Annotated in this window: 11 protein-coding genes; 5 read left to right on the top strand and 6 right to left on the bottom strand. The window is 66.3% G+C overall.

Going from position 1 to position 16,083, the window contains the following annotated elements:
- Position 1: 1 nt before the first annotated feature.
- Together AWC31_RS23735 and AWC31_RS23740 are read right to left on the bottom strand one after the other, a co-directional pair.
- A complete protein-coding gene (locus AWC31_RS23735) occupies positions 2-964 on the bottom strand; it encodes an L-lactate dehydrogenase (protein ID WP_085146405.1) in 963 nt (320 codons plus the stop codon).
- A 65-nt stretch (positions 965-1,029) separates the two neighbouring features.
- Positions 1,030-2,823: an SLC13 family permease gene (locus tag AWC31_RS23740; RefSeq protein WP_085146406.1), complete on the bottom strand. Its 1,794-nt coding sequence runs from the start codon at positions 2,821-2,823 to the stop codon at positions 1,030-1,032.
- A 162-nt stretch (positions 2,824-2,985) separates the two neighbouring features.
- Here AWC31_RS23740 and AWC31_RS23745 point away from each other — a divergent pair, with 162 nt between their 5' ends.
- The gene (locus AWC31_RS23745) at positions 2,986-5,328 is read left to right on the top strand and encodes a glycoside hydrolase family 65 protein (protein ID WP_085146407.1); all 2,343 of its coding nucleotides are present in this window, start codon (positions 2,986-2,988) and stop codon (positions 5,326-5,328) included.
- A gap of 26 nt (positions 5,329-5,354) precedes the next feature.
- Here AWC31_RS23745 and AWC31_RS23750 read toward each other — a convergent pair whose 3' ends face one another.
- Both AWC31_RS23750 and AWC31_RS23755 read right to left on the bottom strand, forming a co-directional pair.
- A complete protein-coding gene (locus AWC31_RS23750; protein ID WP_085146408.1) occupies positions 5,355-5,633 on the bottom strand; it encodes a hypothetical protein in 279 nt (92 codons plus the stop codon).
- A gap of 16 nt (positions 5,634-5,649) precedes the next feature.
- Complete coding sequence (locus AWC31_RS23755) at positions 5,650-6,804, bottom strand: inorganic phosphate transporter (RefSeq protein WP_085146409.1); 1,155 nt, start codon at positions 6,802-6,804, stop codon at positions 5,650-5,652.
- 483 nt (positions 6,805-7,287) lie between these two features.
- Between AWC31_RS23755 and AWC31_RS23760 the strand changes: the two genes are divergently transcribed.
- A complete protein-coding gene (locus tag AWC31_RS23760; protein ID WP_085146410.1) occupies positions 7,288-8,103 on the top strand; it encodes a cutinase family protein in 816 nt (271 codons plus the stop codon).
- A gap of 17 nt (positions 8,104-8,120) precedes the next feature.
- On the opposite strand, the gene AWC31_RS23765 is transcribed toward AWC31_RS23760, so the two are convergent.
- Positions 8,121-9,869, bottom strand: a complete 1,749-nt coding sequence (locus tag AWC31_RS23765; RefSeq protein WP_085147257.1) for a DUF7159 family protein — start codon at positions 9,867-9,869, stop codon at positions 8,121-8,123.
- Between the two features lie 145 nt (positions 9,870-10,014).
- Between AWC31_RS23765 and AWC31_RS23770 the strand changes: the two genes are divergently transcribed.
- The gene (locus AWC31_RS23770; protein WP_085146411.1) at positions 10,015-11,670 is read left to right on the top strand and encodes a DUF7937 domain-containing protein; all 1,656 of its coding nucleotides are present in this window, start codon (positions 10,015-10,017) and stop codon (positions 11,668-11,670) included.
- A 127-nt stretch (positions 11,671-11,797) separates the two neighbouring features.
- Positions 11,798-13,669, top strand: a complete 1,872-nt coding sequence (locus AWC31_RS23775; protein WP_085147259.1) for a serine/threonine-protein kinase — start codon at positions 11,798-11,800, stop codon at positions 13,667-13,669.
- Between the two features lie 3 nt (positions 13,670-13,672).
- Here the strand turns inward: AWC31_RS23775 and AWC31_RS23780 are convergent, their stop codons facing one another.
- A complete protein-coding gene (locus AWC31_RS23780) occupies positions 13,673-13,897 on the bottom strand; it encodes a hypothetical protein (RefSeq protein ID WP_085146412.1) in 225 nt (74 codons plus the stop codon).
- A 477-nt stretch (positions 13,898-14,374) separates the two neighbouring features.
- Here AWC31_RS23780 and AWC31_RS23785 point away from each other — a divergent pair, with 477 nt between their 5' ends.
- Positions 14,375-16,069: a TROVE domain-containing protein gene (locus tag AWC31_RS23785; RefSeq protein ID WP_085146413.1), complete on the top strand. Its 1,695-nt coding sequence runs from the start codon at positions 14,375-14,377 to the stop codon at positions 16,067-16,069.
- Positions 16,070-16,083 lie beyond the last annotated feature (14 nt).

Raw genomic sequence — 16,083 nt, forward strand, 5'->3', positions numbered from 1 at the left:
ATTACAGGCCCAACGAATCCTGCGCCTGCTTCAGGGTCGCGGCGGACGCCTGCAGGCTCAGCAGTTCAGACACCGACAGCGGCACTTCGAGCACCCGGCCGGCACCCGAGGCGGTCACGACGGTCGGCAATGACAAGCACACATCGCTGATCTCGTACGCACCGTGCTGCACCGTCGACACCGGCAGCACACGGTGCTGGTCGCCGAGAACGGCCTCGACGATCCGGGCGGTCGACAGCCCGATGGCCAGGCTTGTGGCGCCCTTGCCCGCGATGACCTCGTAGGCGGCGTTGACGACGCCCGCCGAGATCTCGTTGCGGGTCGTTTCGTCGAACACCAACGCGCCGTCGATGCGGAAACTGTCGGCGGGCCCCCCGCCGATCGACACACTCGACCAAAGTGAGATCTGCGAGTCGCCGTGCTCGCCGATGATGTACCCGTGCACGTTGGCCACGGCAAGGTCGGCGCGCTCGGCGATGAGATAGCGAAACCTGCTGGAGTCCAACACCGTTCCGGATCCGAAGACCCGACCCCCGTCGGCGCCGACCGACTGGGCGGCGGCGAAGGTGACGACGTCGACCGGGTTGGTGACGAAGACGATGATCGCCCCGGGCGACTGTTCGAGCAGCTGAGGCGTCAACGATTGAGCCATCGCCACATTGGTGGTTGCCAAGTCCAACCGGGTTTGGCCCTCATCCTGTTTGGCGCCGGCGGTGACGATGACGATCGCCGAACCCGCCGTGACCGCGATGTCGTCGGAACCGATGATCGGGCAGTGCGGAACGAACTGGCTGCCGTGGTTGAGGTCGAGCAGTTCGGCGCGGACCTTCTTGGCGTTGATGTCGTAGAGCGCCAGCGATCCCGCTGACCCGCGGATCAGGCAGGCGTAGGCGATTGCCGTGCCGACGCTGCCCATCCCGACGATGCTGACCTTGTTCAGTAACTCCCTCGTTGCCCCCGTCATACCTCCATAGTCGACCTTGCAGCGTCACAGGGGACGGATCGGGCGAAAAAGGCGAAGAAAACCTGCTACCGAAGCGGCCAACACACCGGGATCACCACCATGGCGACCGCGAACCAGGCGGCCATGGTGACGATGCCGAGCGGCCAGTAATCGCCGAAGCGGTAGCCGCCCGGATTCAGCACGATCATGTTGGCGGGTGTGGCAATCGGCGTCAGTAACGATGCCGCGCCCGCAAGCGCCACCAGCATCAGCGTCGCCTGCACCGAGATGCCGCTTTCGGTTGCGGCCGCCACTGCGATCGGTATCACCACCAACACCGTCGCGACGTTGGAGATGAACTGCCCGAGCACCGCGGTGATGACGAAGAGCACGGCGAGTAGCAGGTACGGGCTGCGGTCTCGCACCAGATCGACGATCGGCGCGGCGATCTCGTCTGCTGCCCCACTCGTCGTTATCGCCGTGGACAACGGGATCAGCGCACCGATGAGAATGATCGTCTGCCAGGGGATCGCGCGGTACACCTGCTGTGGCTGCACGACCCGCAACGCCACCATCGCCAGTGCGGCCAGCAACGCTGCGACGGCCGGCGGCACCACGCCCGATACGAGTAAACCGACCATGACCGCAAGTACAGCTAGTGCTCGCGGTGCCGAGCGGTCGAGCGCAACCGTCTGTCGCCGAACGTCTTCGGTCGAATCGACGATGAGGACGCCAGAGCCGCTCAACCGTTCGATCGCGGGCCATGGGCCATGGACAAGAACGGTGTCGCCCTGTGCGAGTTCGACGATGCGGGTGCCCACGTCGGCGTTCATCCGGTGCACCGACACCACGGTGAGCCCGTTCCAGGCGAACCCGGGAAACACCTTCTCGCCCAACCAGTTCGATCGGGGCGGGATCACGAGTTCGGCCAGCCCGGCGTCCCGGTCGATCAGTTTTCCGTGCCAGCGGCTCGCCACATTCTCGACCGAACACCCCGCGTGGGCCGCGAATGCAGTCACGGCGGGCTCGTCGCCTTCCACGACGATCACGTCGCCGACCGCCAGGCGGTGTCCGCCGTCGGCAGTGCTGCCGCCGCGGGTTTGGATTGCCACCACGGCCGGACCGTCGTTGCCGACAACGTCGTGCGCCGCCATACCGGCGGCTGTCGCTCCCTCCTCGACGGTCAGCCGGAACAGGAGGCGGTCCAGACCCCAATGCTCGACGATGCGCGGGAGGTAGTCACCGAAGTCGTTCGGGAGTGTCGTCGACTCCCGAACGGGCAGAAGGCGCCGCCCGAACAACACGGCCACCGCAATCGTCACCAGCACCAGCGGGACACCGACGAGTGCGAACTCGAAGTAACCGAAACCCGATTCACCACTGTCGCGCGAGGCGTCGTAGATCAGGACATTGACCGGACTGCCACCGAGGGTGAGCAGTGCGCCCGCACTGCAGCCAAAGGCCAATGGAATCAATACTTTCGACGGCGAGAGTCGACCATGGCGAGCCACCGCAACGGTGACCGGGACCAGCGCCGCCGCCGCCCCGTTCACCGTGATCACGGCGCTGATCACGGCACCGAGCCCCAGCACGGTGACTAATACCCGGGGATAAGTTCGCCCCGACAGCCGGGCCAGTATCTGGCTGACCCAGGCGGTCACCCCCGATGCCTCCAAGCCTTCGCTGACCACGAAGAGCGACGCGATGAAGACGATCACCGCATCACCGAACCCGCCGAACAGCGTCCGCGTGTCGATCAGACCGGTGAAATACAGCAACAACGCGACGCCGATCGCCACCACCTCGACCGGAAGCCGATTCCAGATGAACAACACGACGGCAACGCCGACGATGATCAGACTCAATGTTGCATCGGACATTGCGGTTCGCGGCCCCCGGTGACCTTGGTGGCGATCAGTTCGGCGTGCTGTGGCCGATTATCCCGTCGGGTCGGCGAACCCGCCGGGATTTCTCGAGTCGCCAGGCAGGTATCAACAACAGAACAGGCCATCCGCCCGCCACTATTTGGCGATAATGGCGCCATGACGGACCATCCGGAATTTCAGATCGCCCCTTGGGAACTGCGGTGGTGCGGATTTGATCTTGACGCGTTGCCGGACATCGAATCTATTTTCGCTCTTTCGAACGGTCACGTCGGCCTGCGTGGCAACCTCGACGAGGGAGAGCCGGTCGGAACGCCGGGAACGTACTTGAACGGGGTTTACGAACACCACGAATTGCCCTATGCCGAAGGCGGATACGGCTATCCGGAGGACGGCCAGACCATCGTCAACGTGACCGACGGCAAGACCATTCAGCTGTTCGTCCAGGACGCGCCGATGGACATGCGCTACGGCCGAGTGATCGAACACGAACATGTCCTGGATTTCCGCACCGGAACACTGCGTCGCAACACCGTGTGGTCGTCGCAGACCGGACGGTGTGTGCGAATTCGATCGGAACGCTTTGTCTCGTTCACCCAACGTGCCGTTGCCGCCATTCGCTACGAGGTCGAACCGCTGGACTCCAGTCTGGATTTGGTGGTGCAGTCCGACCTGCTGGCCAATGAGGAGGTGGCCGCTCCCGGAAGCGATCCGCGGCTCGCGGCGGCGCTGGATCACCCACTCGTCGCGGACTTCGCTGTGGCGAAAGGTAATTCGGCAGTGCTGGTGCACCAGACGAGAAATTCCGGACTTCGGGTCGCGGCGGGCATGGATCACCAGATCGACGACGGGCCGGGAACTGTCTGCGACATTCAGGCCGAACATGACCTGGCGCGCTTGACCATCGCCGCCGACCTCGCCAAGGGTGAGGTGCTGAGGCTGACGAAGTTCATCGCATACGGATGGTCGAGCAGACGCTCGACGCCGGCGCTACGGGCGCAGGTGGATGCCGCACTGGCACAGGCAAAGCAGTCCGGCTGGGACAGTCTGTTGGCACGGCAACGCGACTACCTCGACGCGTTCTGGTCGCACGCCGACATCGAGATCGAAGGGGATCCTGAACTCCAGCAGGCGATTCGTTTCGCACTCTTCCAGGTGCTTCAGGCCGGGGCCCGCGGCGAGAGCCGCCCCATATCGGCCAAGGGCCTCACCGGAACCGGATACGGCGGGCACGCATTCTGGGATACCGAGATCTTCGTCTTGCCCGTGCTCACCCACACCATGCCGGAGGCGGCGGCCGCCGCTCTGCGCTGGCGGCACTCCACCCTGCCGAGAGCCAAACGGCGGGCTCGGGAACTCGGCCATGACGGAGCGATGTTCGCGTGGCGGACGATCAACGGCGACGAATGCTCCGGTTACTGGCCGGCCGGCACCGCGGCGGTTCACGTGTCGGCGGACATCGCCTACGCCACAGCGCAGTACGTCGCGGCAACCGGAGACCGGCAATTCGAGGACGACTGCGGGCTCGAGCTGCTGGTGGAAACCGCACGCCTGTGGGTGCGCCTCGGTCATCACGATTCCACCGGGCTCTTCCGCATCGACGGTGTCACCGGCCCGGACGAATACACCGCACTCGTCGACAACAATCTGTTCACCAACTTGATGGCGCAGACCAATCTGACCGAGGCCGCCGACGCCTGCGAGCGGCGTCCGGAGGTGGCTCAGCAGCTCGGCGTGACTGCCGAAGAGGCCGAGAGATGGCGCGCCGCCGCATCGCACATGGTGGTGCCGTACAACGCCGACTTGCAGGTGCACGAGCAGTCGGAGAGCTTCACCCGATTGGCCCACTGGGATTTCGCCGCCATGACGCCTGCCGACTATCCACTGCTGTTGAACTACCCGTATTTCGAGCTGTATCGCACCCAAGTGGTCAAGCAGTCCGATCTGACCCTGGCGATGCACTTGAGAGGTGACGCATTCACCGCGGACGAGAAGGCCCGCAATTTCGCATACTACGAAGCGTTGACGGTTCGGGACTCATCGCTGTCGGCGTGTACGCAAGGCGTACTGGCTGCCGAAGTCGGCCACCTGCAACTCGCCTACGACTACCTCGCCGAGACCGCGTTCATCGATTTGCACAACTTGCATGACAACGTGTCCAGCGGTCTGCACATCGCCGCGCTCGCAGGCACCTGGACCGTGTGCGTGGCGGGTTTCGGCGGGATGCGTCATCGGGGCAGCGAACTGGCCTTCGCGCCTGCGCTTCCCGATGCGCTGAGCCGGCTGAAGTTCAGAATCCTGTGGCGCGACAGCTGCTTGGAGGTGGATGTGACCGCCGATGAGACCACGTATCGCCGCGAAGTGGGCGATCCGATTCCGATCACACACCATGGCCGGCCGGTCACGCTCGACGCGGATCCCGTCACGTTGCCGAATCCGAAGCCGGCCCCGGTGGGCAAGATCGAGTTCCCGGAGCATCGCGCGCCCTACCGCAGAGCCTGATCTTCGGAGTTGGCGGCGCGGTCGCCCTAGTGCGATTTCGCGCCCAGGATGTGCCAGCCGGTGTGGTGGCCGATGAAGTCACGGGCGATGAACACCACGCCCACGACCACGACGGCGAGCACGAGCGCGACGAGCACCCAGCTGACGCCGATCAACACGCGATTGCGTGGCGATCCCGAGGGTGAGCCCGCGCCGATGGCGTTGAGGCGGACACCCGCGGCGAATACGGCGGGCACCGCGGCGCCGACGAGAAGGCCGAACAGCAAGATCTTGGCGACCGCGGCGAGGTTGATCCAGGCATTCATGGTGGTTCTCCCGTTCCTACACGCGGTCCATGGCAGTGCCCGCGCCGGCGGTGAGGCTGCCTTGCCATTCGTCGTTGACGTTGGTGTGGTCGATCGGTGGTTTGCGTGACTTGAGCCAGATCGGCACTGCCGCCCCGAGAAGCAGCACGAAGCCGGTGACGGTGCCGGCGAAGCCGCCGATGCCGTGCACGACGAAATAGGTGAGGGCTCCGACGAGGCCCGCGGCGGGCAGCGTGATCAGCCAGGCGGTGACCATGCTGCGGGCGACTCCCCAGCGAACCTCGGCGCCGCGGCCGACGCCGCTGCCGAGGATCGAACCGGTGGCGACGTGCGTGGTCGACAGTGAGTACCCGAAGCTGCTGGAAAGCAGAATGATTGCGGCGGACGAGCATTCGGCGGCCATGCCCTGCGGCGCCTCGGTGTCGACCAGGCCTTTGCCCAGAGTGCGGATGACGCGCCAACCGCCCGAGTACGTGCCGAGCGCGATCGCGACGGCACACGCCACGACGACCCAGAAGGGCGGCATGGTGTCGGACGAGCTTGCGGCGCCGTAGGAGATCAGTGCCAGAAAGATCACGCCCATTGTCTTCTGGGCGTCGTTGGTGCCGTGTGCGAGGGAGATCAGCGATGCCGATCCGATCTGGCCGTACCGGAATCCGGTCTCGGTACGGGCGCCGGGGATGCCGCGCACCATGCGGTAGACGAGCCAGCTACCGAGTCCCGCGACCAGTCCGGCGATGAGCGGGGCCAGCACGGCAGGCACGATCACCGTCGATACCACGCCCTGCCAGATCACGCCGTGGCCGCCCGCCGCGGCGAGCATCGCGCCGATGATCCCGCCGATCAGCGCGTGCGATGAGCTTGACGGGATGCCGAGGAGCCAGGTCAGCAGGTTCCACGTGATGCCGCCGACGAGTCCGGCGAATACCAGCTCCAGCGTGACGAGGTTGGCGTCGACGAGGCCTTTCGCGATCGTGGCCGCCACCGCGGTGGAGAGGAACGCGCCCACCAGGTTGAGCACCGCCGACAACGCGACCGCCGTCCGCGGCTTGAGTGCACCGCTCGCGATCGACGTCGCCATGGCGTTGCCGGTGTCATGGAACCCGTTCGTGAAGTCGAACACGAGCGCGGTGATGACGACGATACAAAGCAGGAGAAACTGGACATCCACGGGCAATTAGTATGACTTTTAACACTACGAGAACCTAATTAACTCGGTGCGTTCTTCGTCACGTCTCGTGGATGGATGCCGTGCGGGCGTTCCAGCGGAAGGCGGACCGTGAGGTGCTTTCCGCGGCAATGTTCGCCAATTCCGGTAGGGCCCACGGCCATCCGTGAATTTCGCTGTGCTGCACGGTATCCGGCAGCTCATCGCGTGGGGTGACCCCCAGCGGGACGAATGGGGTTAGCAAAGGCCGAGGGCGCCTCGTGGTGCCCGGTGTCGTGTCACAACGTGCCGCACTCGCCACGCTGGCGAATGGCACGCCCAACCCTCAAAGGCATTGCAATATTGAAGGTTTTCTTTGGATCTTGTGAAAGCTCTGTGCCTCCACTTTCTCAAGGAGCGCTCAATGGGGCGGTGTGTCAGCATGAGTCGGTGGGGAGACTGAGAATCGCAGGGGTGGTTGCCGTTGCGGCAGCGGCGACTTCCCTGATGCCAAACGCAATGATGCCGTCTGCGAATGCGGCGCCCTGCCCGGACGCCGAGGTGATCTTCGCTCGCGGTACCACCGAATTGCCAGGCGTCGGACCGACTGGCGACGCGTTCGTCGAATCGCTGCGCTCGCAGCTCGGCGCGAAGACGGTCAATGTCTATGCCGTCAATTACCCTGCGACAACCGATTTCCCCACTGCCGTCCAAGGAATCTCCGACGCGCGGGCCCGCATCGTCTCCACTGCCGCCAACTGCCCCGACACCAAGATGGTGCTCGGCGGCTTCTCCCAGGGCGCGGCGGTAATGGGATTCGTCACGGCAAGCGTTGTGCCCGACGGGGTTTCGCCGGTGGACGTGCCGACGCCGATGCCGCCCGAGATCGCCGACCACGTCGCGGCCGTCGCGTTGTTCGGCAAACCGTCCAACCGCTTCATGCGGGTGCTCAACGACCCGCCGGTCGTCGTCGGCCCGCACTACGAGGCCAAGGCCATCGATCTGTGCGTCCAGAACGACTTGGTGTGCGACCCGCAGGGCAGGAGCTTCGCCGCGCACAACCAGTATTCCGAGGCCGGTCTCGTGGCCGAAGGAGCCGCGTTCGTCGCACGGAAACTTGAAGCCAGCTGGGCCGAGGATCCCGCGGCGACCCCGGCACCCGCCGCGCCGCAGGCACCGGCAGCACCCACGCCCGCACCGCTTTCCGGGCCTGCCGCCACGCCGCCGCCCGCACAGCACATCGTCACGACTCCGCTGCCGAGGGGTCCGCTGCCCGGTCCCGCGGCTCCGGCTGAACCGCAGCCGGTCGCACCGCTCGCGTGATCGCCGGATACCTCGATCTACGGGCTGAGCGGCACAGTCGTCACGGGCGAATCTCCGTAGTCGCCGCCGCCTGAGTCTCCGCCGCTCGACGAATCGCCACCCGACGGCGCCTCCGGGTACACCGGCGAGGCCGGGACCTGGGGTGCCGGCTCCACCGGTTGCTCGACCGGCGGCGTGTAGGCCGGGGGCGGCGTATAGGACGGTTCCTCCACCGGTGGCACCGAAGGCTCCGAGGACGGCGGGGTCTGCGGCGCCGAGGTGGTCGGGTCGACCGTGGTCGGCGGCGCGGTCGTCGTCGGCGGCTTCGTCGTGGTCGGTGGAGTGGTGGGCGGTGTAGTCGTCGGCGGGGTGGTTGTGGGTGGTGTTGTGGTCGGCGGAGTCGTCGTCGGTGGCGTCGTGGTCGGCGGTGTCGGTGGAGTTGTCGGTGTCACCCACGGCGGCGTCCACGGGGTCAGCGGCGGCAACACGATCACCGGAGGGACCGGAACCGGCACGGGAACCGGCGCCGGAGCCTGCACCGGCGGGGGAGCCGGCGCGGCCGGCGGCGCGGCAGGTGCCGGCGCTTGCACGCGTGGTGCTTGGTTGGCCGGGCGATCGCCGGTGCCCGAGCGCACGCTCGGTGCGGCAGGAGCGGCAGGCGGCGGCGTCAGTACGGCAACGGGCAACGCCACCGGATCCGGCTCATGCGGAACGGGCGGGAGGTAATTGCCCGGCACGGTGTTCGCCTGCGTCGCGGTCACGGGCTGCGCGCTGACGTCGGCCGCGGGCCGGACGTTGGTCACGACCGTGACGGCCAGCGTGGCGAAACTCACCACGACGAACATCACGGCGCTGCCCATGAGCAGCATCCGGGGCGGTGGCGGCGCGATGGCGGTCGTGTACTCCGCCTCGTCGGCCTGTTCGGGGACGAACTCGCTGAGCGGGTCCATCGGCATCTCGTCGGGCCAGGGCTCGCTCTCGGTCTCCTGCGAATACGCGAGGTCCGGGCCCACCGCGCCCTCGGTGGCCGCCTCGCTTGCGGGGGCCATCTGGGTTGCGTCTGCCGCCGCAGCGGCGGGGGCCATTTGTGTTGCTTCCGCGGCCGGGGCGAGCTGTGTCGCGTCGGCCGCGGGTGCCATCTGCGTGGCCGCACCGGCGGGTGCGAAACCGTCGGCCGCCTGAGCCGCGCCGCGCGCGATCGCATACCCTGCGTCGGCGGGCACCTCGACCGGCGCGGTCGAACGAAGCTCTGCGGCAACGGAATCAAGATCGAGTCGCTGCCCGACGAGCATCACGCGCATCGGTGCATCAGCCGCGGGCACCTGCTGCAGCACGGCCACGCAGGCGGCAGCCGCCCCGGCGGCACCGACCGGCACCGTCGCCAGAATCGAGGTCGCCTCGTCGTTCTCGCCGACCACGGTCAACGATGCGGTGTCGTCGTCGGACAGGAGCAACGCCGCATCGGCGCCCGCACTGCGGGCCAGGGCCGCGGCGGCCTCGGCCTCGGCGACCACCTCGACGTTCGGCACACCCGCGCTCTGCACGGTCTGGCGCAGCGTGTCGGCTTCGGACGCGTCGGGCAGGCACAGCCGAGTCGCCGCGACCTGGTTGCCCGATTCGGTCACCGCGCGGAATGTGCCGATGATGGTGTCGGCGAGCTCGGTCAATCCGTCGTCGGACAGGTCCAGCGCGTACTGGTCAAGTAGCTGCCCGCCGCTGGCGGGCGAGCCGATCATCGCCAGGCGCGCCACCCGCCCGGTGACCGCTACCCCGAGGACAACGTCCACGGTTTCCACACTCCTTGCCTCACGCATGTTGTCCGCGCTCCGACGGTTCAGTCCAAGCTACCGCCGACGCTGCTTGTGCGTCGGAGCAAAAATGAGCACGCTGGTTGAGACGTCTCGCGACATCACTCATGAGAGGAATCGGTAGGTGACCGACCAGCGTTACGACGCGCCCGCCACTGTCCAGGTGGCGACCATGGCTGCGCCCGCCGTGGCGAAGTCGCCGCGGGTCGGCTACGTGCCCACCCGGACGAACCGGGTACGCGACGGCATCGCGGTCGCGTTGCTCGTCCTGGCGCTGCTGCTCCCGTGGAACCTCGAGTTCGGTGTCGGCGTCCCCTCAAGTGACGGGTCACTGTTCGCCGTCCTGGCCGTGGTCACCCTCTTGGCAATCGTCGCCGCGCTGACGCCGCACCTCGGACCGTTCCGGCTCACGGCTGCCAACCCCGATGTGCGGCGCACCGGCCGGATCCGGCTTGTCCTGAGCTTGGCCTACCTCGTCGTGGTGATCGGCTTCGTCGGCTTCCATCTGGTGCAGACCGCCGGTGACGGCGGTACGGGAGCGGTCGCGCCGGGTGTCGGGCCGGGCATGCTGCTCGGCATCGCGGGTGCACTGCTGGCAGCGCAGCCGCCCATCACGTCGATCACGATCGAGGACAACAAGTTTCGCCGCTGGTATGCGGTCTCGCGGGTGATCGGCTTCGTCTCGATCGCGCTTGCGACGCTGTCGGTTGCGTTCAACCTTTACTGGCGCCTGCGCTACCTGTTCGTGACGCAGGTCGAGTTCGGCGGTCATGACCTCGCGGTGATCGTCACGACGCTGCTCTACGGCGCGGAGGCGATGATCGCGCTGGTCATCGCATCGCGCTGGCTCACCGAACGGACCGCTGCCGCCCGGCTCGCGACGACGGCGATCGGCATCTCGGGTGCGCTCGCGGCGGCCGTGGTGTGGGTTTTCGGCATCGGCCGCGACATCGACGCGTTCCGCGGTATCGCCCAGAACACGTCGACCGCCGCCGTCGGCTACGAGGGTTACCTCGCATGGGCAGCCGCCGCGGCGATCGTCGCGCCGACGACGCTGTACGCGGTCTTCCTGATCAAGCCGCCGACCATCGGCGCGTACCGGGGCGCCGCGCAGAAGTGCCTGACGCTCATCGCCTTCTGGTCGTTCGCTGCCGCCGCCCTACGCGTCGTGGACTATCTGATCGCCCTGTCGCTCGACCTGCCGAGAGCGTTGTACGACAGCGTCGCGATGACGGTGTTCAGCCTCATCACGGCCGTCATCGCCCGGTGGCTGCACCGCCAACTCAGCAACGGGGCGATGGCGACGAGCGTCACCGCGGCGTTCAGCGCGGTGTTGTTCGTGTTCGCCGTCGCCGATGTGGCCATCGGTGTCGCCCTCGCGCCTCGCTACGCCGCGCCTGCGCCCGACGCGATCTACGGCAACAACCTCGCCCAGCAGATCACCAGCACCTTCGACGTCACCGTGTGCGCGCTGAGCCTCATCGTCCTGGTCGTCATGTTGTTCACCGGCCCGCTGGCGGGGTATCTGGTTCGTCGTGACACGCGCGCCGCCAAGCCTGCGCCGGTGCCGCCCCCGCCGCCCGAACCCACCGAGGACATCTCTGCGCCGCCGACCATCGTGCGCCGGCCGCAAGCCACGGCGGTGCCGAGAATCGTTCGGCTCAAAGAGGATTCGACGACGGTCCTGCCGGCACCACCGACGACGGAGCTTCAGGTGCCCACACTGCGGATCCAACGCAGGCCCACCTCTGGCCCGCTTGGACCGTCGTCAGAGGGTTAGTGCTTGCGCCCGATTGGGCTATAGGTATGGCGTCGGACGCCAGCCTGCCGCGGTCGGCATCACCGTTAGACGGTGGCAAATAAATCAAACGTGAGTTTGCGGGCCGTCTACCGTGGTAAACACGGGCATGCCGTTGTCGAACGGTACGAAGATCGCGGGATACACGATCGAGAGGATGCTCGGTTCGGGTGGAATGGGGGAGGTTTACCTCGCTCAGCATCCGAGGCTGCCCCGACACGACGCGCTCAAGGTGTTGCGAACCGGTATCTCGGCTGATTCTGACTACGTAGAGCGGTTCAACCGCGAAGCTGACCTAGCAGCAAAGCTCTGGCACCAGCACATCGTTGGGATTCACGACCGAGGAAAGCACCGCGGTCGCCTCTGGATTTCGATGGACTTCGTTGATGGCACCGACGTCAGCCGATTGATGCGCGATGACTACCCAGATGGCATGCCGCTCGAGGAAGCACTCGAGATCGTCAAGGCGGTCGCTTCTGCGCTCGACTATGCGCATGGGCGAGGTCTACTCCATCGCGACGTCAAGCCGGCCAACATTCTCGTGTCCGACGGTGACGATGGCGAACGACGAATTCTTCTCGGCGATTTCGGTGTCGCCCGAGAGCTAGCCGACAACGCCGAAGGAGGCTTGACCGCAACGAACATGACCGTTGGCACGGCGGCGTATGCAGCGCCTGAACAGCTGATGGGCCTGGTGCTGGACGGCAGAGCGGATCAGTATTCCTTGGCGGCGACCACTTATCACCTGCTCACCGGATCCCCGCTGTTCCTGAACTCCAACCCAGCAGTCGTTATCGGGCAACATTTGAACGCCGTACCACCTGCGCTGTCAGACATTCGGCCCGAACTTGGCCCGCTCGATCCAGTGTTGGCGCGTGCCCTTGCCAAAGAGCCTGACGACCGGTTCGCGACATGTATGGATTTTGCGCGGGATCTCGAGCAGCAGCAGACTCCCACGGCAGCGGCGGTGTCGGTGACGCAGAATACTGAGGAAACCATGCTGCGTCCGGTGGCCGTTCATGCTGCCGAATTGGCTTCTGAGAGTTCAGCTCTACCTGCCAAGGTCTCTCGTCGCGGTCGCTTCGGCCTGGCTGCAGCAATCGCGGCGGTGTTGATCACGGCCGCTGTGGTGACTGCTTTCGTGCTCCTGCCTTCTGATGAATCGCCTCCCTCCGATCCTTTCACGCTCGCGGGGACGCTTCAGCTCCCAAACCCTTTAGCCAAGACCACCGGTCTTCCAAGCGGTTTCATGTGTGCGGGAACGCGCGACTACGGCGATATTGCGCCTAATGCGCCAATAACAGTCGAGGACGAAGCCGGGAAGTTGTTGGCTAAGGGCACCATCCAGAGCAGTAGCAAGGACGGTGCCGGCTGCTATCTGAAGTTTCGCGTCGACGATGTTCCCAGCGGCGCGCGTTTCTATCGAGTACACGTTGGGCAGCATCCGGAGATGAGCTACACCGAATCGGAAGCCAAGGCAGGTGTGGAGTTTCTGATCGGTGCTACCGATGCGGAACCGACGGCCACTTCCGCACCTCCGGCGCCGAAACCGCCACCGCCGCCGTCAACGCGGACAGTGACGGTGACGCCAGAAGTCGACGAGGTCAGTCTGCAGCGGCTCGAGTCTTTAGCCAGCAGTGACCGGCCCTACGTGACTTCGTTGCTCGCCGACCGGTGGGTGCCCCAAATCAGTTCCAAGCGAGTAGGTATGGAGATCGATGGAGTCACTTGGGACAGCGCCAGAATCCTTGACCAACATATGCGCATGCGAGCTACATATCCGTATGTCCGGTTGCTACGGTCCGGCGATTGGTCGACGTACGACGGACCGGGCTTTTGGGTAACCGTCGTCGGCCTTCACTCCGACAATCCTTACGAAGTTCTCACGTGGTGTACCCAGAATGGCTTCGATAGGGATAACTGCGCAGCGAAAATGGTCAGTACCTGGCGACCGGTCGCGGGCAGTACGAAGTACAACTAGCTTCTACGACTTGCGCCCGACCACCAAATAGGCGGCAGGAATCACGCCCGGCGTGCTCAACACGCCCAGTGCACCGGCCCACAGCCACTTGGGCCCGTTCACCTGATCCGCTTTGCGGCCGGCGAGGTCGCGCAGTGCCCAGGCGCGCAGGCCGGCGTCTGCCGCGGCCATACCGATGATCGCCGCTTTGGCGGTGGTGGACAGCTCGCTCCAGCGCTTCTTGGCCACTGCAGACTTCCTTTCGATCCGATGGCAGGTGCCTTACACGGTACCGACCAACGCAGTCCCGCTGAGACTGCGCACACGGTCGCTGAGAGCGCGAGATAGCAGCCCTGGGTGCAGTCTCACGACGTGGCAGCGAATAATCAATGGCGCGACCACGTTTGCCCGCGTACCGTTCTGCGGGCCGGTGATGTGAGCCGGATGTTGATCGGTTACCACTACGGATGGAGAGGTCGCAGGTTCGAATCCTGCCCGCCCTACATGGGGCGGTAGCTCAGTCGGCAGAGCTCTTATTTCCGGTCGATGACTCACACGCCCACATCGCTTGGCCCACAACTTCAATGCCGCGGGCCGGCAGTCGATCGGTTATCCGGTGCAATTCAGGTTCGACTCCTGGCGTGACAGCTCGTCTGTTGCGTTTCCGGTCGACGTCTCACACGCTCGCGGCCCCGCAAGACCCACGACAACGAAAGGAGTAGCCCCATGGACATTCTGAAGACGATCAGCCTGCGCCGGACGCCACAGGCGCTGGCCGCCAAGCCGGAGCAGGTGCTCAATGCCGCTGGCGGCTACACCTTCTCGGTCGACGACTGGGCGCGGGTGCACCGCTTCCTGACGATCGGTACCGACGGTGGGACGTATTACACCGCGGACCGCGAACTGACGCGCGACAACGCCGACGTGGTGTTGCGCGCGGCCGCGATCGATCCGATCGGGCTCGTGAGCCGCATCGTCGAGGTTTCCGAAGCGGGCCGTGCGCCCAAGCAGAACCCGGCGCTGTTCGCGTTGGCCATCGCGGCCTCGGCGGGCGACGTCGACGGTCGGCGTGCGGCGCTGGCGGCACTGCCGCGGGTCGCGCGCACCGGTACCCACCTGTTTCTGTTCGCGGGTTACGTCGAGCAGTTCCGTGGCTGGGGTCCGACGCTGCGTCGCGCGGTCAGCCAGTGGTACACCGAGCGGCCGGTCGACGCGCTGGCCTACCAGCTCGTCAAGTACCGGCAGCGCGGCGGGTGGAGCCACCGCGACATGTTGCGGCTGGCCAGCCCGTCGGGCGTGGTCGATCCGGCCCGGCGCATGGCGTTCAACTGGGCGGCAGGTAAGGGTCTCGGTGACTACACGGAGACGCCGGTCCGGCTGACCGGCGAGCAGCTGAAGGCCGGGCAGCGCACCGTGGTCCGGCCGGTTCTGCGTGCCGACGTCGTGCCCGACGAGCTGGCGATCATCGCCGACTTCGAGGATGCGCAGGCGGCGTCGACGGCGGCCCAGTGGGTCGAGATCGTCGGCCGCGGCCACGGTCTGTCGTGGGAGATGCTGCCCGACGCAGCGCTGGCCGAGCCGGCGGTGTGGGAGGCGCTGATCGCGCGCGGTATGCCGCAGACGGCACTGATGCGTCAGCTGCCGCGGCTCACCCGGCTCGGGCTGCTGTCCGGTGCGGTCGGCGAGACCGTGGCCGGCCAGCTGGCCGACGCCGAGCGCCTCAAGAAGGCTCGGGTGCACCCGGTGAATGTGCTTGTGGCGCAGCGTACCTACGCCTCCGGCCAGGGTGCGCGCGGGCAGGCCACGTGGACGCCCGTCGCGCGGATCTCCGATGCGCTCGACGCCGCGTTCTACGCGGCCTACGGCGCGGTGCGACCGGCGAACAAGCGCACGCTGCTGGCGCTCGACATCTCAGGCTCGATGAGCTCGCGGGTGTCGGGTCTACCGGTGACGTGCCGTGAGGCGTCGGCGGCGCTCGCGATGGTGACCGCGGCGACCGAGCGCCAGCACCGGATCGTCGGCTTCACCGCCGGTGCCGGCGGTTGGTCCAGCACGGCGATCACCGAGCTGGACATCAGCCCGCGTCGTCGTCTCGACGATGTGTGCGCGTACACCCAGGCGCTCCCGATGGGGGCAACGGACTGCGCGCAGCCGATGATCTGGGCGCTCAAGAATCGGGTGAAGGTGGATACGTTCCACATCTACACCGATAACGAGACCTGGTACGGGAGCATCCACCCGCACCAGGCGCTGGAGCGGTACCGCCAGAAGATGGGTATCGACGCACGGCTCGTGGTTGTGGCAATGACCGCGACCCGCAACTCGATCGCCGATCCGGCCGACCCGCGCCAGCTCGACATCTCCGGGTTCGACTCGGCGGTGCCGACGCTGCTCGCGGATTTCTCGCGCGGCGACATCTGACGGCGGAGGCCGGG

The organism is Mycolicibacterium wolinskyi (genome assembly GCF_002101965.1).
GTDB lineage: Bacteria > Actinomycetota > Actinomycetes > Mycobacteriales > Mycobacteriaceae > Mycobacterium > Mycobacterium wolinskyi.

Excerpts from the sequence above, each read along its gene's own strand:
- AWC31_RS23735 (WP_085146405.1), bottom strand. The coding sequence starts at position 964 with ATGACGGGGGCAACGAGGGAGTTACTGAACAAGGTCAGCATCGTCGGG.
- AWC31_RS23740 (WP_085146406.1), bottom strand. The coding sequence starts at position 2,823 with ATGTCCGATGCAACATTGAGTCTGATCATCGTCGGCGTTGCCGTCGTG.
- AWC31_RS23745 (WP_085146407.1), top strand. The coding sequence starts at position 2,986 with ATGACGGACCATCCGGAATTTCAGATCGCCCCTTGGGAACTGCGGTGG.
- AWC31_RS23750 (WP_085146408.1), bottom strand. The coding sequence starts at position 5,633 with ATGAATGCCTGGATCAACCTCGCCGCGGTCGCCAAGATCTTGCTGTTC.
- AWC31_RS23760 (WP_085146410.1), top strand. The coding sequence starts at position 7,288 with ATGCCAAACGCAATGATGCCGTCTGCGAATGCGGCGCCCTGCCCGGAC.
- AWC31_RS23775 (WP_085147259.1), top strand. The coding sequence starts at position 11,798 with ATGCCGTTGTCGAACGGTACGAAGATCGCGGGATACACGATCGAGAGG.
- AWC31_RS23785 (WP_085146413.1), top strand. The coding sequence starts at position 14,375 with ATGGACATTCTGAAGACGATCAGCCTGCGCCGGACGCCACAGGCGCTG.